This window comes from Leptolyngbya sp. AN10 (assembly GCF_050565645.1).
GTDB lineage: Bacteria > Cyanobacteriota > Cyanobacteriia > Leptolyngbyales > Leptolyngbyaceae > Leptolyngbya.
Genome location: NZ_JBNXVP010000031.1, coordinates 58,477 through 82,226, shown reverse-complemented (window position 1 = coordinate 82,226; position 23,750 = coordinate 58,477). Strand labels below are relative to the sequence as shown.

Here is a 23,750-nt window from a genome sequence, read left to right as displayed (position 1 = left end):
CCTTAAGAAGATGAAACAATAGGACGGTCGGTCTGAAGTAGGGTAAAAACCGTGAGTTTCGCATCGCACTACTGGCAACTCGTAAAGCTAGATTCAGCAGGCAGGCGGCGGATTGAAATCATGACCAGTGCAAAGACCTATTTTTATGAGCAGTTGCTAGATGAGTCGGCAAAGGCAGAAGTGCCAGATGTCACCATCCAGCGCGAACTGTGGCGGCGATTTCAGTCTGGTGAGGAACAAGCCGCTCTGTGTTTGCGGTGTTTTATCTCACATCAAATCGATCAAGTCTGTCGCAATCTCAGTTCTAAGTTTGGCGATCGCAACGGATTTACCTACTGGGATGTACTACCTTTTGTACTTGATGACGATGGGAGGTCGCATTCAACCGAATCTCTATGGAAAACAATTTTGCACTCCTTCGATCCGGACAAGGCTTCTCTCTCGACTTGGATCAACCTAAAAGCCAAGCAACATCCAGAACTCAAGCGATTTCTCCTGGAGCATGGGGTTTATTTAGTCAGCGATTGGGCAATTTTGAATGATACGAAACAGAACTCCCTTCAGCAGATTCTAAGCGAAAGCTACTATTTGCCGAGTATCGAGATTCAGTACAGTTCAGCACTCTTGTACAGCTTTCATGCCGTTTATCGACAAGATCGCCTGAGACTGCGGCGTTCTGGGGCGAGACTACCGTGTCAACCCCCTACAATTGAACAGTTAGAACGAATCTCGATCGAGCTATACAATCGGACTCAGAAAAGCGTCGATCATGAGACGATTTTGAATCAGTTGAAGGCGATCGCTAGTAAGCTCCGACGTGCCCGAATCCTTGCAAGAGGAGGTTCGGTTCAGACAGTCTCGCTTGATGAACCAGACATACAACCCGTCATCGATCAGGTAGAATCTTTGCCTGAAGACGATGAAGTATTGGACTTTCTCAAGTTTTATCAAGATCAATTCCTATCTTGTTTGGACAGTGCGATCGCTCAAGTCATTCCAACTGTCTTAGAAAACTTCCAGCGTAGGCGTAGACCCGTTGAAGAAGCATTTCTCACTGCGTTGCATCTATTTCACTGTCAGGGGCAATCAATGGGCGAAATCGCTCCACAAGTTGGGCTGAAGAAACAATATGAAGTAACTCGATTATTGAAACTCGCGGATCTGCGAACAGATATCCGGCAGCAATCACTCGTTTATTTGCGAGATCGAGTGATGGATAAAGCCAAACTTTATGCAGATGTCGATCGACTACAGCAACTTGAAAAACAGGTAGATTCGATTCTAGACGAGCAACTTTCGAGCGTGATCGCTGAAGCCGAAACCGAAGCACTATCACCCATCCGAAATCAACCGCTTCGGAGTTTATTTGCCCGTCGTCTTTGTCATTATCTCGCTTCGAGGAAGTACAGCTATGTCTAACTTACCGAGTCCGATACTGGATGAATTTGATTTCCCAAGTTGGGATGCGCTAGATCGAGCGCAAATTGAACTGTTGCCCGAACAAATTCAACAAGCAGCGCAATTCAGCAGTCTCATTCTCGATTTTGAGCAATGCTGGCAAGCGTATCTTGCTGCACTGGCAACATTTGGATTTCAACAATGGATTCGGGAGCGATCGCCGGAATTGAATACCCAGTTCGATCAAGCTTCAATTTGGCGCGAGGGTTATGCAAATCTGATGGCTGAAGCCTGCAATATACAAGTTGGAGCATTTAAGGTCTGCTTGATTCCGGTTGGGAACCAGATTGATCATCAGATTAAGGTGTCGATCGCAGCGTTTGATCTTCCAGAGTTTGTAGCGCACTTCTACGTCTTAGTCCAGGTATTGGAAGAAGAGGAAAAAGTAGGAATTGTAGGCTTTCTCAATTATAATCAATTCCGTCAGCATCTAGGCGCACTCAACCCTCTGTCAGATTGGACTTATGCGGTTCCGTTTGATTGGTTTAATCCCAATGCGAGTGCGTTGCTATTAAACTTCCGTTGTTTAGAGCCGAGTGCAATGCGGTTACCTGTTCTCGAAGCGCCGCGATCAACGATTGCACTTCGAGAAAAACTAGCAACACAAAATCTTCGAGATCAACTCCCTTGGACTGTTCTTTCCATCGAAGAAGGCTTAACGTTATTGAGCGATCCTAGCTTAGTAAAGTTACTCTATTCTGATGACCCACCTTCAATTAATGTCGGGCTTTGGTTCCGGGATCAAATTGATGAGATCGCGCAAAACCTCGGTTGGTTGTTGTTACCCTCGCCAGGTCTACCCTCGCTGAGATCGCTCGAAGATGATTTTGAAGGGATTCGATCGTTTTTAGAATCAGAGGGAGTTGACATTCCCGCAACTGCGCGAGGGGCTTATCAAATCCTGCAATTTGGGCAAGAAAGATTTCGACTTTATGCTGTGACCTGGATACCACTAGAAACCTCTTCTGAGTGGGTGTTGCTGATTGCATTAAGTACAGAACCTGGTTCATTGATGCCTCAAAGTTTGAAACTTTCTATTCAAGATGAGACAGAGATTCTGTTTGAGCGAACCTTACAAGAAAATAATGAGAGCGTCGTTTACGCCCAGGTCTTAGGGAGTAGGAATGAACGATTTCGAGTCACTGTCACTGTGAATCAAACTAATATCCTTGAGATTCCGCCATTTGGATTTCAAGTTGATGCACCAAACTAGAAATTTATGCATGAGTTGAAATAGTCGAGAACTAACCGCCCGTATCATTCAGAAACTGCGATGAGACATCACACCCAAACTTTTCACCTCAAAATTCAGAAAGTTGAGCAGCGCTGTCTGTTTGACCTCACTTGGGGACAGGGACAAAGCCTGAGTGTGCAAGTAAACTACCCACAAACACTTACTCAGCTTTATCAGACTTGGCGGCAAACCTACCTCAATTTTTATCAATCTGGGCATCTACGGGGACGAACGATCTCCGGAGGAACGGGTGTCATTCAAATTGATTGGCATCAGGAACTGGTTCGAGCAGAAGCGAAATTCATGTATGAGTTTCATCGATGGTTGCGGAGCGCAGAACTCTACGACATTCGATCGACGATCGCTTCTGCCAGTCAAATGCCGAACAGTTCCAAGCCGATTCGCGTATTTCTTACTTGTGCGCCCATTGAGCTTAATCGCTTTCCTTGGGAAACTTGGGAACTGGGAACAGAGTTCTCTACGATCGGAGCTATCCAAATCATCCGATCTCCGCTCAACATCAATACGCCGACTCAAAGAAACTCATTTCGATCCAGACGTGTTCGGATTCTAGCTATTCTGGGCGATGATACCGGACTCGACTTTAAAGCCGATCAAGAGGCTGTCCGATCGCTCTCAAAGCTAGCAGAAATCAAATTTGTAGGCTGGCAACCAGAAAAGAGTGCGGATCAAGTGATCAAGGAAATTAAGAGTGCGATCGCAGATGAGCAGGGGTGGGATGTTCTGTTTTTTGCGGGACACAGCAATGAAGCGGATTTGACAGGCGGAGAACTAGGAATTGCACCTAGAGTTTCGATCTCAATCAATGAAATCAAACATCAATTAATCACTGCGAAAAAGCAAGGACTACAAGTCGCTATCTTTAATTCGTGCAGTGGATTAAGCATTGCTGACTCATTAGTTGATCTTGGCTTTGGACAAGTCGTTGTGATGCGCGAGCCGATTCACAACCGCGTTGCTCAAGAGTTTCTCATTCATTTTCTACAAGGATTAGGAAAAGGCTTTGATATCTATGATGCGGTGTTGGCAGCAAGGCAGTTCTTGCAACTGGAAAAGAGCCATACTTATCCATCTGCCTCGCTTGTTCCTTCACTGTTTTGTCACCCTGGAGCCAATCTGTTTCAACTTGCTACAACGTCCTGGAAAAATCGATTGCGCCAACTGCTACCTACGCGGATTGAAGCGATCGCACTGACGACAGGTATTCTACTCAGTTCCCTGCTGCCCGTACAAGATATACTGCGCGATGGGCGGCTCTACACACAATCGCTTTACCGAAACGTAACAGCGCAGATTCCGGCGAACAAGATTCCCCCAATTGCTCTGATTCAGATGGATACAGAGTCTTTGAATACTGCGGGGATTACTCAATTTAGACCCCTTGATCGAACGTATCTTGCAGCAATTCTCGATCGACTACAACAAAACCGCGCAAGCGTGATTGGTTTTGATATGTTGCTAGATACTCCGCAAAAAAATGTTCCACAAGGCGATCTAGTACTGAAAAAATCGGTTCAGCAAGCCGTTAATCGTGGAGCCTGGATCACGTTTGCCTCAATTCAACGGAATGGTAGCGTGATTGGGGTGAATAAACGCACTGGGATTACTACTTCTGCTCAAACGATGCTCGGCAACATTCAAGGATATCCGAATTTTGTTCAATTGCCTGAGCAGAAATGCCAAACTGATTGTCCAATGTCATATTTGCTGGCGTTTGTGCAAGCAGGACGAGATAGCTTAGATAAAGTGCCTCAATCGGGGAGCGATCGTCGTAAGCAATTGCTCGACACCTTCAAGCAGGCTGCTCCAAATCGCACCGTATCTACTCTGCTCAGTTGGAATCCCCCGCTTGGACTAGAGCCGATTATCGATTTCTCATTACCACCGAATACGGTCTATCAGTTAATCCCTGCTCGCTCCCTGCTCGATAGCAGCAATCAATTTTCAAATCTGCCTCAACAAATTGTTTTGGTCGCTCCGGGAGGTGATGAGCGATTGGGCGTGGGAGAAGCACCGGATCAATCACTTGCTCCTACTGCGCTAGGCTTCCACACAGGTCAAGAATGGCTAACGGGTGGAGAAGCATTAGCCTATATGACCCATCACTGGTTACAGCGACATCTAGTGATTCCTATTCCTGATCTATGGATGGTAGGGATTGCGGTGGGATTGGGAAAAGCGGTCGCGCTATTTATTCGTTCACGATCTGGACAATGGACTCAGTTGACTCGTCTACAGGTTTCGGTTGCCTTAGTCACACTCACTGGGATTTATGGCTTGATTGTTCTACAGGTTTATATCTCAGCCTTACTTCTTCTACCTTGGTTGTTACCATCTGCGGTGTTCTTAACGTACAGTTTATCGGCAATAAAACGGAGAGGTCATGTCTAAGGCTCAAAAGCGCATAATTGCTTCTGGCTTACTGGTCGCCAGTATAATTCTCGGATTCTCTGCACCCAATTTGCCTGGATCGATGCCTGCTGAAGCTCAATTGTCATCATGGTTTAGACGACGACCGAAAGTGATTTTGGGAGGTCGCAGCGGTATTTGTCCGATCGCTCCTGGATTGCTCGAAAAAGACTTGACTGTGGTTAGCGATCAACCGTTGTTTGTCTGGACAGGAAAAGGAAAAGCTACAAAGCTAACCGTGCGCGACTACAACACCAAAGAGGAAGTTTGGTCTGTTAACTTGAAACCTGACACACAGCAAATTGCGTATGGAGGAGATAGTCCGCTGCAACCCGATACGGTCTATGAATGGCAGGTTTTAGGCGAGAAGCTGATTGATACTGCACAGTGGAATATGGTGGCAGTCATGTCAAAAGCAGAACGAAATCGACATCTTGCTGCACTGAAAGCAATCGAACAAAACTCGAAAAATCAATCTGTCGAAGCAATCGTCGATGCCAAAGTTGCTTACCTACTGGATGACGATCGTCGTTTATGGTCAGATGCGCTACAAGTACTATCTGAGGTGAAAAGTCCATCTCCAGAGTTTGTGCAAAACCGCAAAGATTTCTTTGCAAGCTTGTGTACTGAGGCTCGGTGAATCTATGATGATGCGATTGTTCTGGTTGCTCCTATCTTTGACTGCACCTCTGTGTGCTGGTTCAACGCTTGCTCAGATTGTTCCTGATGGAACACTGGGAAGTGAGCAATCCCGTGTTGCTCCTCGTGCCTTGGGGGGAAGCTCGATCGAAGGAGGTGCGATTCGTGGTTTCAATCTTTTTCACAGCTTTAGCGACTTTAATGTTAGCGATGGCGCACGAGCTTATTTCGCTAATCCGACGGGCATTCAAAACATTTTGACTCGCGTCACGGGAAATACTTCATCAAATATTAATGGAACGTTAGGAGTAGATGGAACTGCAAATCTATTTTTGCTAAATCCTAACGGGATTGTATTTGGTCAGAATGCACGATTAGATGTGCGAGGTTCATTCTTGGGATCAACTGCAAACGACATTCAGTTTGGAAATCAAGGAGCGTTCAGCGCAACGGCTCCCCAGCCGCCGTCGCCCTTGTTGAGCATCAGTCCTTCGGCATTGTTGTACACCCAACTGAAAGGAGGCTCAATTACAAATCGAGCCATTTTAGAAGTTCCTGATGGAAAAAATTTAGTACTGGTAGGGAGTGAGGTTCGCTTAGAAGAAGGAGCGCTTTTGGCACGAGGTGGACGAGTAGATATTGGAGCCGTAGGAGGTACGGGAAGCGTTGGCTTTGGAGAGGGCAATCTTCTCTTTCCACAAGGATTAGCACGAACTGATGTTTCTCTCGATCGTAGCGGCATTGGTGTTAGCGCAGGCAATGGCGGTAGTGTCGCAATTCATTCAAATAATCTCAACATCGTTGACAGCATTGTTCTAGCAGGAATCTTGCCTGGAGTTGGAACAGCTAACAGTCAAGCAGGTGATATTACGCTCGATGCGTTAGGAACGATCAACATTACTCCAGGAAGTTCGATCAGAAACTGGGTGTTTCAGAATGCGGCTGGAAATGGTGGTGATATTCGCATCACCGCAGATTCACTGTTCTTTGCAGGCTCTGGCTTTATTAGTGCAAGTACTTTCGGTCAGGGCAACGCAGGAAGTGTGCGAATTCAAGCTAAAAACAATATTACCCTAGATGGAACAACGATTTTCAGCTTAGCCGAAACTGATGCTCAAGGAAATGCTGGGAACATCGAGATTCAGGCTCAAAATCTCGCGCTGCTACGTGGAGGACGTTTGAATGCCAGTACCTTTGGGTTAGGAAATGCTGGAAACGTTACTATCAATGTTCGCGATCGCATCGTCCTTGATGGTACGAATTTATCTCTACGTCCCAGTGCAATTTTAAGCACGATCGAAGACAGTGCAAAAGGACAAGGCGGTAACATTACCATCACTACTGGTTCACTCTTGCTTAGAAACAGCGCGAAACTAGATACTAGCGTCTTCGGGGAAGGGCGCGGAGGCGATATTCAGATTAATGCAAGTGAGACTGTTTCTTTGGAGGGTACGACACAGGGAGTGGGCTATGGTAGTGCTATCTTTAGCACGATCGAAGAAACAGGTCGGGGGACTGCTGGCAACATCCGTATCACAACAGGTTCACTCTCTGTCACAAATGGGGCATCAATTCAGTCACTCACCAAAAATCAAGGCAGCGCTGGCAACATCACAATCGATGCGCGAGATTCTGTAAGAGTTGATGGAGGAAGTCTTCAAAACAATGAGGGGACAGCCTCTGGGAGCTTAAATATCGTTATTCTCCGAAGTGATATCAGCAGCAGCGTACTGCAAGGTGCAACAGGCAGGGCTGGAAATATCTCGATTCGGGCAGGCAATGAGATTTTGATTAATCCAACTGGGAAAGTAAGTCGTGGCGCGATTATTCGACCTACAATCAATCAAGACAGTATCAATTTGGATTTGCTGTCCTCCCCAGTTGAGATAGAAAGTGTTGCTGCGGGTCGAGGCGATGCAGGAACCATTACACTCGATGCTGGCAATCGGATTCTTATTGATAATCGAGGTCGTGTCATCACCAATACGACAGGACAAGGCAATGCAGGCAATATTATGGTTAAAGCAGTTGAAGGAATTGTGCTTGACCGAGATGCAGCTATTGGAAGTTTAGTGGATGATAACGCGATCGGGAACGGTGGAGAGATTCGGATTGAAACCGGAACGTTGTCGATCACCAATGCCGCCCAACTCGATACAAGTACATTTGGAAATGGAAATGCTGGAAATGTCATTGTTAATGCGCGAGGAACAGTTTCATTTACAGGCGCTCAAGATATCTTCTCTAGCGGTATTTTGAGTACCTCCGAAAAAAATTCAACAGGCAACGCTGGCAATATTCAAATTAATGCAGGCTCACTTATTCTTGCTGACAGTGCGATTCTCAGTACAATCACAACTACTTCAGGCAATGCTGGCAATATTGCAATCAAGACAGATAATCAGGTGACTCTTAATCAAGGTGCTGAAATTTCTAGCTTTGCTAGCACAGGTGCAAGTGGCAACGGCGGCAATATTCAGATTGAGGCAGAAAGATTGACACTATCTAACGGTTCTGGTTTGCGTGCCTTCACTGCTGGGAAAGGAGATGCAGGAGATGTCATTATCAAGACTCGTGGGGATGTGATTCTCTCAGGCTTTAGGGTAGACGAGGACGGAATCGAACGGAGTAGTTTTATTAATAACCGTGTTACCCGGACAGGCAACGGAAATGCAGGCGATATCCAGATTCTTGGAAACTCGCTAATTTTGAGAGATCGTGCAAGCTTTGAAGCATTCACACAAGGGAGAGGAAACGCCGGAAATATTGTTCTTGAGATTGGCGATCGTGTGTTACTAGATGAATCAATCATCTCGAACATTGTGGGAAGTGTTCTTGCACCTGGGCAGTTGGGAGAGGGAAAAGGTGGAACGATTCGCATTGAAACCAATCAGCTTTCGCTACTTAACGGGGCGCAACTGCAAGCGAGTACATTTGGAAGAGGAAATGCAGGAAATATCGAAATCAAAACTCATGATACTGTTTTTCTATCTGGAACTAGACTCTTTAGAAATAGGAGTCTTCCGAGTGCAATTTTTAGCGTTGTTGCGTCGAATAGTATCGGCAAGGGGGGTAACATTCAGATCGAAACTAGTTCAATGTCGATGAAGGATTTTGCTAGAGTTAGCGTTTCGACTGGAGGGCGGGGTGATGCTGGCAGTATTGATATTAATGCTCGAAATGCTGTTTCTCTCGATAGTCGAAGCCTGATTTCAGCAACCTCAGAGGGTAATACTGAAAGTCGTAGCGGAAATGTTCGGATCACCTCAGCATTGTTATCGATTAGCGACCGCGCCCAAGTCTCCGTTGATAGCGAAGGAAGCGGAATTGCTGGAAACATTGAGGTGAATGCTCGACAGGTTCGCCTTAACAACCGAGGCTTCATTGTCGCAGAGTCAGCTTCGCAAGATGGTGGCAACATCAAGATTGAAAATGCCGATCTTCTATTAATGCGTCGAGGTAGTGCTATTTCAACGACAGCAGCAGCGGGAGGAAATGGCGGAAACATCACAATTGATGCTAAAACTATCGTTGCACCTGCTCGTGAAAACAGCAACATTCGTGCCAACGCATTTACAGGGAGCGGTGGAAGGGTCGAAATCAATACTCAAGGTCTTTTTGGAATTCAACCTCGATCTCAACCAACGGTTGAAAGCGATATTACCGCCAGTTCTCAATTCGGAGTTCAAGGCAGAGTGACGATCGCTCAACCCGATGTCCAACCAACCCAAGGCATCACAGAACTTCCTGTAGATTTATTAGATGCTAGCAATCAGATTGCTCAGATCTGCCCGCGTGGAAGAGACTTAGGGCGCTTTGTCGTCAGTGGACGAGGGAGTGCGCCATCGAATCCACTTAAATATCTTCCAGGAACCTCAATCCTAACTCCGCTGATGACGATGGAGGATTCTGCAAATCGCTCGGCTGTGCAAACTATGCCTCAGCCCCCACAACTGGTCGAAGCCCAAGGCTGGATCAGAACTCCAAATGGAGAAATTGCTTTGGTGGCTCGATCCTCTGAAGTCGTGCTACCTACGATCGCAGATTGCCCAAATTGATGCTGAGGAGTTGTTTATGAGACGACGTGACAGACTAATTCGCTTTGTTCTATCGCTGCTGCTGACAATGCTAATTTGTATTGTTTCACCAGCCATCACCCAAATTGCTGTTGCGTCGTTTTCTAATCTGGAACAACAGGCTCGATCGTATTACACCAATCAACAATTCTCAGACGCTGCAAAGCTGTTTCAACAAGCTGCACAATTCTATAAGACCGCGAACGACCCAATTCGGCAGGGATTGAATTTGGGCAATCTATCGCTGTCTTACCAGCAATTAGGAAAGTGGGATGAAGCCAATCAAGCGATCTTAGAAAGTCTTTCTGTTCTAGAAGCAACTCCAGAAAACACACGCGGTCGTTCTTTAGCGCTCGCTCAAGCATTAGATGTTCAAGGCAGTCTGCAACTTGCCCGTGGACGGACGAATGCAGCGTTAGCGACTTGGGAACGAGCAACGAAAATCTATCAGAAAGAAGGCAAACGAGATCGTGTTCTCATCAGCCAAACAAATCAAGCACAAGCATTGCAGAATTTAGGACTACATCGTAGAGCAATCGAAATTCTTGATCAAGCACTTGGACTAAAATTGCGTGGGAATCTAAATGCTTTGAACTCCGCTCTTAAACAAGTTATAGCGACACCGGAAAATGCAACTGCATTACGAACATTAGGAGAATCGCTAAGAGTGATTGGAGACTTTCCGCAAGCGAAAGTCGTGTTAGAGCGCGGACTAGAGATCGCGACCGAGTTCAAGTTAACGGATACGATCGCACTTACACAATTAAGTTTAGGCAATACCTTTCGTGCCCAAGAATTTGGAACACCGAATCTTGGCAAAGACAATTTTCAACGCGCAATCACTTACTACCAACAGGCAGCATTGAAACCTGGGAGTATTCGAGTTCAAGCGCAACTCAATCAACTCAGTTTACTTCTCGACACTCGCAAACAGCTAATAGACAATCTGCAAATTGCAGAAGCAGTGAAACGAACTGAAGCAGCAAAACTCATGACTGAAGCAGAAGCGTTAATCCCTCAGCTTCAGAGCGAGATCGAAGCTTTGCCACAAAGTCAAACTACGATCGAGGCACGAATCAACTTGGCTCAATCGCTAATACAAATGAACAAGGCAACGCAACCGATTGCGGATTCACTCACGATCGCGGTTGAACAAGCTAAGGCATTGGGCGATTCGAGAACTCAATCTTATGCACTCGGTAGCTTAGGCAGTGTGTATGAACAAGCACACCAATGGCAGAATGCCGAGGCATTGACTAATCGCGCTCTAGAGATAGCGCAGCAAATGAATGCTGGAGACATTGCCTATCGTTGGGAATGGCAACTTGGACGCATCCTCGCGGCTCAAGGCAATCGCTCAAAAGAAGCAATCCTGGCATATCAACAAGCTATATCGACAATTAAATCCCTTCGCGCAGACCTAGCAGCTTCAAGTTCGGATGTTCAATTCTCATTTCGAGTTGAAATTGAACCGATTCATCGCCAACTTGTGCTCTTACTCTTACAATCCGATCAACCCGATCGACTAAAAACCGCACGTCAAGTGATTGAGGATTTGCAGTTGGTTGAACTTGATAACTTCTTTCGAGAGGCTTGTCTGACAGCGAATCCTAAACAAATTGATCGCGTTGATAAAGATGCCGCCGTGATTTACCCAATTTTGCTGGATGATCAGATCTCCGTGATTGTCAGCTTACCTGGTAATACGCCATCAGATAATTTGCGGTATTTCAGCACAGAAATCAAGCGATCGCGAGTTGAGCGGCTAGTTTCTGATTTGCGGAATGGATTAGATCAAGGCAATACCCTAAAGTTAACGCTGCCAATGCTCCAACAGGTGTATAACTGGCTCATTCGTCCATTAGAGCAAGATCTAATTGATAGCAAGGCGAAAACATTGGTGTTTGTTCTGGATGGTGCGTTGCGAGAGCTTCCAATGTCTGCCCTACACGATGGGCAGCAATTCTTAATCGAGCGGTACAGCGTGGCAATCACTCCTGGTTTACAATTGCTCTCTCCAAAACCATTGAATACTCAAAGCCTATCGGCATTAGTTGCTGGATTAACGGAGGCGAGGTCGAACTTCGACTCACTTTCGTTTGTGAAATCTGAAGTCGAAGCCATCAAAAAAGAACTTCCGAGCGAAGTCTTACTGGATAGCACATTTACAACTGCTAAGTTGAGAACCAACATTTCAAAAGCAACTTTTCCGATCGTTCATTTGGCAACCCACGGGCAGTTCAGTTCAAATAAGGAAAATACGTTTATCCTGACCTCAGATGGTCAGCTTAATGTAAACGATTTAAGTGGTATGCTTCAAACTGTAGACCTATCAAGAGAGCGATCACTAGAGTTGCTTGTCCTCAGTGCTTGCCAAACCGCGCAAGGTGATCCTCAATCTACACTAGGATTGGCTGGAATTTCACTTCAATCAGGAGCACGAAGTACGATTGCAACCTTATGGCAAGTTAACGATCAAGCTTCCGCAGATCTAATGAAAGTCTTTTACCATGAGTTGGCACAAGTCAATCAAACAGGTATCTCCAAAGCAGAAGCACTTCGTCGCGCTCAGATTGCAATTCTCAATAATCAACGATACGAGCGGCAACCGTTTTTCTGGGCAGCCTATGTTCTAATTGGCAACTGGACATAAGCCCATTTAGCTAGATTAACTAATTCAAGAGTAAGAATTAGACAGATTATCTAGGACGTTGGGAGAGCGTTCCCCGCGATTTCCTTCACTAGACTTTAGCTGCTCATCCTGACGATCGCTCTCCTCTGGCAAGGGCAGCAATTGCTCTGCGGCTTCAATTCGTGCATAAAGCTCTTGAGTCAACACTTGGCGATCCATCGCTTTAACGCGCCGTTGCAACGCAGGCTTAATTTGATAATTCCATAGCTGCTCGGTCTGCTGACGGTGGGTGAACTCAGAGGGTGCGATCGGGATTCTCAACAAATACGGAATCGAGCCTTCACCGCGCGATCGATACGCCGGATTTGTAATCACACACTTCCCTTGCTCAAACCGCAAAATCTCATCGGGGGTCAGAATTGGTACTTTCTGAAGCGACTCATTCCAACTTGTTGAGCGATTCTGATGCACTCCGGTACTTTGGCTGGTTGAACGGTTGCGTACCGTAACTTCCTTTTCACCGTAGCGTTTTGAGTATTCCTCTGCGGTTCTGAAGTCACCGGGATTGAATAAAATGTGGGTGCTACAGGCGTATGCGATCGCATTTCCTAATTTCTCACCATACTGCTCGTAAAGCTGATTCAGCGATTGAATGCCGAGTAGGAAACACGCACCATTTGATCGATACTCATTGATCCATTGCGGTAAGCGTTCTAACTTTAGGGACGGTAGTTCATCCAGCGAAATGATCAAGGGATCTTTGCGAGGCTGAGAGAGATTCGCAACAATGACTAAGTGTAATGCGGCTGCCAAGAGTGGACCAATCACACCCCGACGCGCATCATCGAGTTTGAAGACTATCATTTGTCTGCCCTCAATCCGAGTTGGAATATCGGATTTGCCAATGAAAGAACGGAGCAAATCTGCCTGGATAAAATTACTGAAGGTGGCAGCAGCAGTCGTGAGGATTCCAGAAATCGTCTTCTCAGCATCTTTGGCGCTTAGAAATTGATTAAAAGACGTAGCAATCCATTCATCCAGTTGGCGCGACTGAATCGCATGATCGAGGCGCTCGACTAAGTTTGGGAGTCGCAGCAATGCGTACACCATTTCCAAGTCAGGGTGTTGCGTTGATTTCGCCAGTTGCAATAGGGCTTTAGCAAGTAAATCACCTGCGGTTGAGAAGAATTCATCACTTTTCCCACCTTTCGAGGCATTGCGATTGATCACCTGTCCGATTTCGCCTGCCATGACTGAATCGTAAGCATCTCGCATAAAGTCAAGCGGATTCAGAACTCCACTGAATGCTTCCCCCGGCGCAAACGCCCAAACTTGATAGCCATAACGAGCCGCTAGAGCCGCATGAAGTTGCATCTGTGAGCCTTTCTTATCGTAGAGAATCACGGGAAATCCTTGAACAAAAGCACTCTCTAACGCGGAATCGATCACACTTGCAGTTTTTCCGCTTCCAGGTGTGCCAATGACCAAGATACTGCGTTGAGCATCAGGCAGGTAAACTGTAGGCGGTTTCCCAAGTACTGTTTGTAAGCGAGTTCCAAGTCTTCGCAATGAACCTTTGAACCAATATCTTGGTTTCCCGCACCAGAGGGTCACGCGATCATGCTTCCGTTCTCGAATCTGCTTCAATGCGATATTCAGCGCAGCTAACTTTTCAGCCGTCCCAACCATTCGTCCCGTCGTAATCTTGCCTTTCTGTTTGCCACCGATGCGTAATAGGAAGATAACGACAACTAGCACGCTCAAAAGCAACCAACTTCCAGTCGCTTGTTCACCTTGAAAGGGCTTGATTAAAGGGACGAAGTAATTTTCTAGAAAAATCCGAGACATGAGACTGCGACAGAACAGCAATGCGGATCATGCGCTAATGGACAACAATCAAAACACTGCTGAATGGGCTGATTTCACGAGCCATCTGGGAGATGACTAAAAGATGTCAATCTGCCTTCCGGCAAGTCAGAAAGCAGCATTTCATCAGCAAGTATGTTACTGACCATTGCCGATCTTCAAAACCTTCAGCCACCTTTACGGTCTTCTCGGTTTCAATCCCTGCAAGAGCGTTTACAGTTCGCCATTCGACAGCAGCAGATAGGGCTACCGATTCAACCTTTATTGGAAAGCGATTCAACCCTGAAATCCTTGGTTAAGCAAGTTCAGCGATCGCTTCCGAACACCCTCCAGTCCGGCAAACAACTAAAACTACATCACCCAATTTCGGCTCGTTTAGTGGATCAAGTCTACGTACAGATTGAAATCAATGTCGGGTTTCATCAGAGAATTCCTAAGCTGTTTGAATGGGCAATTCGTGATCCTGAATTGAATTGGTGTGATCAGATCAAGCTCTGGGCAACAACTCAGCATTATGAAGCAGACCCTAATCAGGTCAAACTAATTGTTCTAGCATTGCATCCTAATCGAAGGGTGAAGAAAGTGATGCACTGCTGGGACAGGAGTCAACATGAGATGACTAGACAAGCATTACTCGCTCAATTGAATGCTCAACCTAGCTCTGAATCAGCCGTTTCTGTTAGTCAATCTAGCATTGACCTCATTGATCTCGATAGTATTCGCGAAGTTGTGCTATGAACACAATCAATCTTCCTCTCAAGCTGCGCTCACTATATGACGACATCCTGCAAAACCCTCCCTATGGTTGGTTTCCGTCAACTCCAGAGCTAATAGAAATGATGCTAGAGCAGGTTATAGTTGAACTCGGAATGCAAGCATTAGAGCCAAGCGCAGGATCGGGAGTGCTAGCAGAAGCGATGAGAAATCAAGGCGTTGAAGTCGATGTCATCGAGCGTGATCCACGATTTCGGCTTTTACTCTTTCAGCAAGGATTCAGATTAGTCGGACAGGACTTTCTAACCTGTCAACCGATGCAGCTATACGATTTGATTTTGATGAATCCACCGTTCTCTTCCAGTCCTCAACATCGTGGCGTTGATCTAGTGCATATCAAGCGGGCTTACGACGAGTTTTTGTCTCCACAGGGGCAATTAGTCAGTGTTGTGAGTAACTCGATGAAGCATACAAGCTGTCTCAAAGCGCAAAACTTTCGGCAATTTCTACGGCACACTCAAGCGATCCTGATTGAACTGCCGCTTGAAATCTTTTGGAATAGTGATCGTCCGGTTACCGTTGAAAGTCGCTTGGTGGTCATCAGAAAATAACTATGGTGGCTATCGCCCCTTCTGGCATGATGAATTGAACGTTGGGTTATGGTTAACACCAAAGCAAAATCTTCTCGAACCACGACTATCAAACCTGCCAAAGCTGTGAAGCCAAAAGCGATCGCTTTTGAGATTGATCCAGAACTGCTGCATGAGTCATATAACCAAATTCGTCGTCCACAATTGCCGTATGGAATCGTGGTGAATGATAAACCCGCAGGGATTCTGATTCCGGTTGACCAACTGGACAAAGCAGGCTGGATCAATCTACCCGCCGAAGAAGAACTGCACACGGTAGAACTTACCGAAGAAGTGACTGGATTGCTGATCACCGAAGCTCGAATGCTCGTTCTAGCGTTTGTTCCAGAATACATTCGTTACAAGAACGACGTTGAAGATTTAGGCAGCACCGTAGTGGGACTGTATGACGAATATCGCAATGCGTTTGACAAGAAGACGATGGATGCTTGCTCAGAACACGCGATCGTCTTTCTCGACGACGACAACCAACCGATGCACACGACTCCGATCGTTGTCCGTTTCAAGAATGTGGCGCTATGGAGTTTCAAATCTGCTCGTGAAGAGTTCTATCGCAAACTCGAAAGAACATTCGCAGACTACACTCAACAGCGCTACTCCGGCAAAAGTGACAAGTGGCGCAGTTTGGGCGTTCTGGAGGTCGCGTTCAAAGCGGTAAAAGAAGGCGAAGGCAACAATAAATCTTGGTGCTGCAAAACCGAAGCGATTACTTCTCCCACGATCGAGAACTTGCCTCAGCTTTTCCTTGGAACTTCAACCACCAAGGCACTGATTTGGGGCATTCATGACAACATCGCAGGTTTCACCGAACCGCAAGCGTTGCCATCCCTCTCCGCAGAACCTGACCTGCTCCCAGGCGCAACTCAGCGACTCAAATCGGCTCGATTAGAACTGGATGATGAACTTGATGACCTCAACATTTTGGATACTGATGCAGAGACGCTGTCGGACGACGAGTTTGACTTTGACGATGACGAACTGGAAGATTGAGCCATCTGCAATTTTTGTCCAGGTGACTGCGATCGTTTAGTCATCTGGATGATGTCTGACCACCCCCTTCGATGTCATTAATACTGGGCAGAGACGTATAAAAATGACATCAGAAGGGGGATCAGGATGGTCAACCAGACGATTCGGATTGTCTTAATTGAGCCACAGGATTTAGTCAGAGTTGGACTCACAACAGCGCTGCCAAAACAGATTCCGAAAGCAGAAGTCATCGGTCATGGGGCAACTGGCGAGAAAGGCTTAGCATTGGTCAAAGCTAAATCGCCCGCGATCGTCGTTTTAGATCTTGACCTCCCTCAAATGACCGGACTCGACGTAATTCAGTTGCTCAAGCAGCAGTATCCCAAAATCAAAATTATGGTGCTGACCGCAAACCGAGAACCTGAAATGGTGCTATCTGCGTTTGATGTGGGCGCTGATTCTTACTGTCTTCAGCATCATTCGATTGGATTGATCACGACCGCGTTGCAGCAAACCTATCAAGGCAATCATTGGATTGATCCTGCGATCGCACATCATCTCCTGCAACGGAAATCGCAACCCATACTCCAAGAAGCCACTGCGGAATCTACAGCAGCCGTTCAGCTATTCGAGGAATCGTGGCAAATGGTCGAACATTTGACGACACGCGAAGTTGATGTACTGGAACTCTTGACGAAGGGACTGACCAATAAAGAAATTGCTGCTCGTCTTTACATTGGGAATGGCACGGTTAAAGGTCATGTTTCAATGTTGATGCAGAAATTTGGCGCACATAGTCGAACGGAAGTTGCCAGTCGTGCGCTTGATTCTGGGATCTTGCGCCAGTATCGACGGAATCTCGCATAGCGACCGCCACGAGCCTGGGGAGATTTATCGCCACTTCCCATGTCCATCGATTTTTACAGCTATGACGACACGCAAGATCATGCTCAAATTCACCACCGTTCCGTTGTTCGATCGGCTTATCCTTATCAGTTCGTTGATTCGGATGCGGATTTAGAGACTGCGATCGCACCCTTATTTGATGCTCCAATTCTCGCGATCGACACAGAAACCACAGGCATTGACCCGCACTGTGATCGACTCCGGCTCATTCAACTGGCTGTCCCCAATCAGCCTGTCCTGGTCGTCGATTTGTTCAAGCTTCAGCAACTGAGCCAACTCAAATCCCTGCTGCAAAGCTCTGTTCTCAAGATTGGACATCATCTCAAATTCGATTGGCAGTTCCTCACCCAAGCTGGATTGCAGCCTCAGCCACCTTTTTTCGACACTCAACTCGCATTCAAAGTGTGGACAGCAGGCATCCCTTTAAAATCGTCACTGCAAGCTGTCGTCAAAAAGCTGTTAGGCATTACTCTCAATAAAACACTACAGCAGAGCGACTTTTCTCAAGCCAAATTAGCTGCTCAACAAATCCAATATGCCGCGACTGATGCAGGGATTTTACTGCCCGTTTATGATGCGTTAGTTCAACGATTGATCGTTGCTGAACTGAGTGCAATCGCACGGCTTGAATCGCAGTGTATGCCTGCTTTTGCTCAGATGGAACTCTATGGGTTTGGCATTGATCGAGAACGACTGAGATCGCAATCCATTGAACTCAAAGCACAACAAACGCAAGTTCTCACTCAAATTCGCCAACAGCTTCGATTACCCGGAGTACAACAGACCAATCTGTTTTCTGAAGATCCAAATGAGATCAATCCCAACTCAGCTACACAAGTTAAACAAGCACTGACAGCGGCTGGGATGGCAATCAAATCGACCGGACAGCGATCGCTTCTCCCAGTTGCCGATCAACACCCTGCCATTCCTGCTTTACTTCAATACCGACAACTGACGAAACTGATTGACAGCTTTTACGAAACACTGCCACAGACCATTCACCCAACGACTCAATGCATTCATCCTACTTGGTATCAACTGGGAGCGCGATCTGGCAGAGCCAGTTGCCGCAATCCAGCACTCCAAACGATTCCTCGACAGAAGCAACTGCGACAGTGTTTCGTGGCAGCACCGGGGAACGTCATGATCAAAAGCGATTATGGACAAATTGAACTACGGATTGTTGCCAAAATTAGCAATGACCCAGAACTGAAGCGAGCTTTTCAAGCTGGGGAAGACTTACATTGCCTAACGGCTGCATTCTTGCTCGACAAGCTCCCCGCCTCAATCACTGAAGAAGAACGACGACTGGCGAAAGCGATTAACTTTGGGCTGATCTATGGCATGGGCGCAGTCAAGCTTCAGAGTCAGGCGTTGATTAAATATGGCGTTTCGCTCAGTTTGACTGATGCTAGGCGATTCCGGAAACGCTTCTTTGAGTTATACCCTAGTATCAAGGCATGGCATGAGCAGATGAAACAGAATGTCTATGTGCATTCAATTAAAAATTGCAGAACGCTCACGGGCAGAAGGCGACTTTGGCGCGATCGTCCCAATCTGAACGAAATGATCAACCATCCCGTTCAAGGACTGAATGCCGATATTACCAAGATGGCGTTGGTGCAACTGAGCCGACGATTACCGCCGGAGGCTCAATTGATTGGGATGCTGCATGATGAGATTTTGGTGGAATGCCCTGAAGCGATCGCACTGAGTGTGAGTCAACTTGTTGAACGCTACATGATTAAAGTTGCTCAACACATTCTGAATCCAATTCCAGTCACGGTCGATGTACAAATTGGTCAAAGCTGGGCAGGATAAAAACGAATAATGGCGGCATTCTCAATGCCTTGCCGCCTCTGGCGGCGAATGGGGTGAAAGTGATGAGAAAGGAGTCTCATTCCAATGGTTACAACGAACAAAGTAAAAAATGGAACCACCAGAACGACAAAGTCAGTTGCTAAATCAACCGCAACGCTAGATTTGAGCGATCCGAGAGTCGCAGTCAAAGCCGTTCGGAACGCATTGTTTCAAACTTACAAAATCAAAATGCCATTGCGAGCGGAAAGTGCAACGGTTCCTGCTTACTACGGATTGCGAGAAATTTTAGGCAATGCTGTTTCCGCATCAGTCAAACGCAACAACGGCACTTTCGATTGGCAAGCTTGGAACACCAAGGTCTTTCCGAAGCTCTTTGGTGAACCAGATGCGCTCAAGTTTGAACTGGCAGTGATGGCGCAAATCGCATCTAACTTCGATGCCTCCATTCCTGAAGACTCAGAAGCTGGCATTCGCGCTTTAATTGAGGTAAATCGTCGATCGCTGGAACGCCGCAATAATCGCAAATCCAATGAGCCAGACGTACCAGATGTGTTGGATAGCTTGGATGACTTGGATTTGGATGATGAACTGGATGATGAGGACGCAGATGAGTTGCTTGACGAAGATGATTCGGATCTTGATGACGAGTAATTGAAAGTCTGCGAATGTCTGACCTACTGCGTGAGCCTGGTTCTCGTGAATCAGGCTTTAAGCTACACAAGAGTTTGTAATGAGTTTTGTCCTTAGTTGGGAAACAAAATGTATTCAAACGAAGTAGTTTTGATAGGGAAACATCTAGCCCAAGCGAACAAGTAGAGCCTCTGCTAGAGTTGCGATCGCGTCGCTATAACAATCCGCACTCTGATTACGGCAGAGATTGACCAACGTTCCGGTCATCGGAGTTGTGTCAGTTTGAAGTATCGATCGAGCAGTCAGATCAAGGTTCGTTTGGGAACATTGGCTCGAATTGTACATCAGTTGGCTCCGAAACACTGCCAAAATTTCACATCCCTCGGAGATTATGAAAGTCTGCCATGCTGAAATTGCTTCGATTTGCGAAGACAAAATGATGCAGTGTGTGGAGCGCTGCAGAATTTCCGCATTTTCAGCAGTGCGCTTACCTCCCAAATCTAACAGGACGATTCGATGGTGTGGATTCTGTCCGAGTCGCTCAATGCCTCGCAGCGTGACTGTCACAAACTCTTCCGAGAAAGGGCACTTTTTACGGATTTGCTGCACGATTTCTGGATCTGCCTCATTAGACCACATTCCTTCTCCATCTGGACAAGCCCGTTGAAGAAACACACCCGTCGGATCACGGTGAAGCAACTGGCGGTAGAGTTCTGCCAAGAACACAGACTTGCCAGAATGGGGCGGTCCAACGATCGCAATCACTGTTCCGTGATAGCGAGTGCGTGGATCAGGGGAGATCGAAGGATGAGAGGTCATGGTAGATCGAGAGTTTTTCCAAGCTGGAAGCGTTCGTCATGAGTTTGTACGATCACGTAGCCTAAGCGCGGATCATAGGTTGCGATCGCGGGACTGGGGTGTGCCGCATGAAAGATCATGCCGTATCCCCAAACTGGACCGCGACCATTAATCAAAATTGGCAATGCTCCTACCAGTTGCGATTCAATTTCCTGCACCGCTTCCGCAAATTGTTCTGGGGTTGTCACGCCGTTCGGAATCTCAAACTCGACTAGCCGCAGCATGAAGCCGTCTGGATGAGATTGGTCAGTAATGGTAAACGTTGGTTTTGCCATAAGTTACTACTCGTTGAAGTATCTCAGAATCGTTTGTAATTCTGTCACCATTGGGCTATCAAATCGATCACGAATTGCTTCAATACAAGCCCCATAGAACCACAATATCTCGCTCTGACTCGCGTTAAACCGCTCCCAGACCCGATCGCCTTGTCGCTGCCAATCTGCCCAAATCGATCGAAGGTTGTGCAACTTATCTGCTATCATCACGCGCTGTGCCTCTACTGGAGCCTGCCGCAACTGCACGAGCGATCGCTCCTTCCTCAGTTTCCAGGGCGGTTTCGGCACTTGATCTGATTCAGTGCAGGCATCTACAATTTGCAGAACGCGATCGCCAAATCGCTTCTGAATTTCGGTACGAATCGATGTACCGCCCTGGTCTTCAATCGCATCATGGAGAAGCGCTGCGATTGCGGCATCTTCATCACCTCCATCCTCTAGCACAAGTGCCGCTACGCTCATCAAATGGCTAATGTAGGGAATCGACCCACCCTTGCGAAGCTGACGGGCATGGAGATGAAATGTGTACTCAAATGCCTGCTCAAACCGTTCGGTCAGCAACGGTGTTTCAATTAAGTTTTGATCGCTCATTGTGGCACTCCATACAATTTCCAGGTTTCTTGCATATCGTCGCTCATCCGTTGTCGGAGACTGAGTGGTAGCAACACTTCCACCCTGGGTCCCCAAGCCCGCAGTCGCATCACAACGTTGTTGTCGCCCAGGCGATGGTCGGTAAGACAAAACACATCAGATTGATGATGCAGACGATCGCGAAATAGACGAGTGAGCGATAAGCCTGTTTCAGCAACCTTTAGATCAGATTGAAAGCGTTTTTCTGCTTGCTCAAATTTCAATTCAGTAAACAGTTTGGCACGTTCTGTCTCGGCAATATAGTTGCCATAGAAATAGCGATCGAATCGTAGCAATAGCGGCGCAATTGGACGATGAATTTCAATTCCTAGTGCCGCAGCGACTTGCTGTTCTACAAATGCAGGGGTCTTTTCGGCAAACAGTCGGGGGATGGCATTCAGAGAATTTTTAGAGGTTGAGCGTGAACGAGATTTAGAGAACCAGGAAGGGGGCAGCAGTGAATTGTCCCAATTTAGAACTTCTAGAGAAAGAATGCGATCGAGGCGATAGTCATACCAGTTCGGAGCGCCAGAACGCTGTTCACTCGGTTGTTGTGGGAATTGCCCAAATGCAAATAAGTAAGGGGCACGCTGAAAATAGTAAACACACACTGGATAAACAATCAGATCAAATTCGGTGTCATAGTGACGAATACTGCGGTAAGTCATTCGGATTGGCGGCACTGGTATCTGTTGCCAAATTTGCTTTAGAGTTTGAAGCAAGCGATCGACCTGCTGCGAAATCGATTGATGAATGATGTATTCCACATCGAGAATGAAGCGTTGAATGCCATTGATGGGTTGGGGAAAGTGATCGACGACGGTAGCTAGATCGTTCGGAATGAAGTGTGTCGTTGTGATTTCGGTCGAGGGGGCAATGCAATGCAGATCGGGGAATTGACCGACTTTACAGTAGCGTCGCTGAGTTCCAGTGCCTGTTGCTTTAAGCCAACACAGATTTTCCAGAGTAATGAAGTCATTTCGCAGGGTACGATCGTTCACTTCAAATGGAAACGATGCTCCCTGCTTCGAGCCATCACTGAGCAGCAGATCGAGTTGATCTAAGTCAATGCCATAGCGCTGAGCAAACGCTTTTCTCCACTGCGGCTCATCCACACCGATCGGGTCTTCAAATAGCCATTGGCGGATTGTTTTAGTTCGCTGCTTGGATTGCAAAAACGTCTCTCGCCACTGAGCATTGCTAAAACACTCGTTGTCTTCGATGGGAAACTCTGCGGATAGATCACCATAGAGCGATCGTAAGATGACCCATAGCCGCACTGATTTCCGCAAATTCTCTTTTTGTCCTAGTACTGCTGGCACCAGGTATTCCAATAAATTGACGGTAGGCGGGTAGTCAAATGGTGTTTCCAGCATGATGATTTCTCCAAGACAGTTTTAGAGAAGCACTTCGGGATTTATGGGGCGCTTCTTCAGATTTCAACACTGGCGAATTAGTAGAGCCGCCTGAAGTAAGGTTCTAGTGGCTCAAACGGGCAACCATTACCACATCGAGCCATTGCATCGGGCAAGCCCCAAATGTAGACATAACCCACTAGGAGCAGTAGCCCAATCCACGATGTCCGAGCAAACATGATACTTAATGCCAGAATAATGAAATCTCGAATAATCCCTGAAGCAAGCACTCCATTCAGGGTGGTGCGGTTAAGAAGAATCTGAAGCACTACGCCTACAATGATAAAGAAGGTTAGATTAACAATGCTAATTCTGATTAGCGCAGGCTCCTCTAGCGGAAGGATTGACACTAAACCGATGTAAATTGACAGGAATAGCATTACGAACGCAATGGTTCCATCGATCGCGGCGGGTAGATTTGCTAGGGTTCTGTACAACTGATCCAATCCGTCAATGCTACCAAACTGTAAGAGGAAAGTTAGTCTAAACATGGGTAGTTTTGTCGCTCGACAGAAGAACTTTCTAAATCTTATGATGTCCTTGGAAA

The 23,750-nt window shown here is 46.7% G+C and carries 18 protein-coding genes; 12 read left to right on the top strand and 6 right to left on the bottom strand.

The genetic code is table 11. The annotated features are described in order from the left end of the window. Positions 1-51: 51 nt before the first annotated feature. The 6 genes from ACQ4M5_RS31020 to ACQ4M5_RS30995 are packed head-to-tail and all read left to right on the top strand — an operon-like array spanning position 52 to position 12,490. Entirely contained in the window at positions 52-1,419 is a 1,368-nt protein-coding gene (locus tag ACQ4M5_RS31020; RefSeq protein ID WP_430679669.1) for a hypothetical protein, read from the top strand. Next, positions 1,412-2,671, top strand: coding sequence for a DUF1822 family protein (locus ACQ4M5_RS31015; RefSeq protein ID WP_430679668.1), 1,260 nt, complete (start codon positions 1,412-1,414; stop codon positions 2,669-2,671). Before ACQ4M5_RS31020 ends, ACQ4M5_RS31015 begins: the two co-directional genes overlap by 8 nt. A gap of 60 nt (positions 2,672-2,731) precedes the next feature. Then, positions 2,732-5,104: a CHASE2 domain-containing protein gene (locus ACQ4M5_RS31010; RefSeq protein WP_430679667.1), complete on the top strand. Its 2,373-nt coding sequence runs from the start codon at positions 2,732-2,734 to the stop codon at positions 5,102-5,104. Beyond that, entirely contained in the window at positions 5,097-5,762 is a 666-nt protein-coding gene (locus tag ACQ4M5_RS31005) for a hypothetical protein (protein ID WP_430679666.1), read from the top strand. The genes ACQ4M5_RS31010 and ACQ4M5_RS31005 overlap by 8 nt, the downstream gene beginning before the upstream one ends. 4 nt (positions 5,763-5,766) lie before the next feature. Beyond that, positions 5,767-9,819 (top strand): filamentous hemagglutinin N-terminal domain-containing protein, encoded by a 4,053-nt coding sequence (locus tag ACQ4M5_RS31000; RefSeq protein WP_430679665.1) that lies wholly within the window; start codon positions 5,767-5,769, stop codon positions 9,817-9,819. After that, positions 9,749-12,490, top strand: a complete 2,742-nt coding sequence (locus ACQ4M5_RS30995; protein WP_430679664.1) for a CHAT domain-containing protein — start codon at positions 9,749-9,751, stop codon at positions 12,488-12,490. The genes ACQ4M5_RS31000 and ACQ4M5_RS30995 overlap by 71 nt, the downstream gene beginning before the upstream one ends. 24 nt (positions 12,491-12,514) lie before the next feature. Here the strand turns inward: ACQ4M5_RS30995 and ACQ4M5_RS30990 are convergent, their stop codons facing one another. Continuing rightward, complete coding sequence (locus tag ACQ4M5_RS30990) at positions 12,515-14,317, bottom strand: type IV secretory system conjugative DNA transfer family protein (RefSeq protein ID WP_430679663.1); 1,803 nt, start codon at positions 14,315-14,317, stop codon at positions 12,515-12,517. Between the two features lie 153 nt (positions 14,318-14,470). Between ACQ4M5_RS30990 and ACQ4M5_RS30985 the strand changes: the two genes are divergently transcribed. The 6 genes from ACQ4M5_RS30985 (at position 14,471) to ACQ4M5_RS30960 (ending at position 20,046) form a co-directional block, all read left to right on the top strand. Then, the gene (locus ACQ4M5_RS30985) at positions 14,471-15,073 is read left to right on the top strand and encodes a hypothetical protein (protein WP_430679662.1); all 603 of its coding nucleotides are present in this window, start codon (positions 14,471-14,473) and stop codon (positions 15,071-15,073) included. Then, positions 15,070-15,660, top strand: a complete 591-nt coding sequence (locus ACQ4M5_RS30980; protein ID WP_430679661.1) for a methyltransferase — start codon at positions 15,070-15,072, stop codon at positions 15,658-15,660. Before ACQ4M5_RS30985 ends, ACQ4M5_RS30980 begins: the two co-directional genes overlap by 4 nt. A gap of 48 nt (positions 15,661-15,708) precedes the next feature. Continuing rightward, a complete protein-coding gene (locus tag ACQ4M5_RS30975) occupies positions 15,709-16,689 on the top strand; it encodes a DUF5895 domain-containing protein (protein ID WP_430679660.1) in 981 nt (326 codons plus the stop codon). A gap of 126 nt (positions 16,690-16,815) precedes the next feature. Then, entirely contained in the window at positions 16,816-17,535 is a 720-nt protein-coding gene (locus tag ACQ4M5_RS30970; protein ID WP_430679659.1) for a LuxR C-terminal-related transcriptional regulator, read from the top strand. Between the two features lie 39 nt (positions 17,536-17,574). After that, positions 17,575-19,395 (top strand): DNA polymerase, encoded by a 1,821-nt coding sequence (locus ACQ4M5_RS30965; protein WP_430679658.1) that lies wholly within the window; start codon positions 17,575-17,577, stop codon positions 19,393-19,395. A gap of 84 nt (positions 19,396-19,479) precedes the next feature. Further along, complete coding sequence (locus ACQ4M5_RS30960) at positions 19,480-20,046, top strand: hypothetical protein (RefSeq protein WP_430679657.1); 567 nt, start codon at positions 19,480-19,482, stop codon at positions 20,044-20,046. Between the two features lie 144 nt (positions 20,047-20,190). Here the strand turns inward: ACQ4M5_RS30960 and ACQ4M5_RS30955 are convergent, their stop codons facing one another. The 5 genes from ACQ4M5_RS30955 to ACQ4M5_RS30935 form a co-directional block, all read right to left on the bottom strand. Next, complete coding sequence (locus ACQ4M5_RS30955) at positions 20,191-20,844, bottom strand: ATP-binding protein (RefSeq protein ID WP_430679656.1); 654 nt, start codon at positions 20,842-20,844, stop codon at positions 20,191-20,193. Continuing rightward, positions 20,841-21,158 carry a CRISPR-associated ring nuclease Crn3/Csx3 gene (crn3, locus tag ACQ4M5_RS30950; protein ID WP_430679655.1) on the bottom strand — a complete coding sequence of 106 codons (318 nt, stop codon included), beginning with the start codon at positions 21,156-21,158 and terminating at the stop codon, positions 20,841-20,843. Before crn3 ends, ACQ4M5_RS30955 begins: the two co-directional genes overlap by 4 nt. Before the next feature lie 6 nt (positions 21,159-21,164). Next, positions 21,165-21,749, bottom strand: a complete 585-nt coding sequence (locus ACQ4M5_RS30945) for an HD domain-containing protein (protein WP_430679654.1) — start codon at positions 21,747-21,749, stop codon at positions 21,165-21,167. Continuing rightward, positions 21,746-23,164, bottom strand: a complete 1,419-nt coding sequence (locus tag ACQ4M5_RS30940) for a TIGR03985 family CRISPR-associated protein (protein WP_430679653.1) — start codon at positions 23,162-23,164, stop codon at positions 21,746-21,748. The genes ACQ4M5_RS30945 and ACQ4M5_RS30940 overlap by 4 nt, the downstream gene beginning before the upstream one ends. A 77-nt stretch (positions 23,165-23,241) precedes the next feature. After that, positions 23,242-23,694 carry a hypothetical protein gene (locus ACQ4M5_RS30935; protein WP_430679652.1) on the bottom strand — a complete coding sequence of 151 codons (453 nt, stop codon included), beginning with the start codon at positions 23,692-23,694 and terminating at the stop codon, positions 23,242-23,244. Positions 23,695-23,750: the final 56 nt, after the last annotated feature.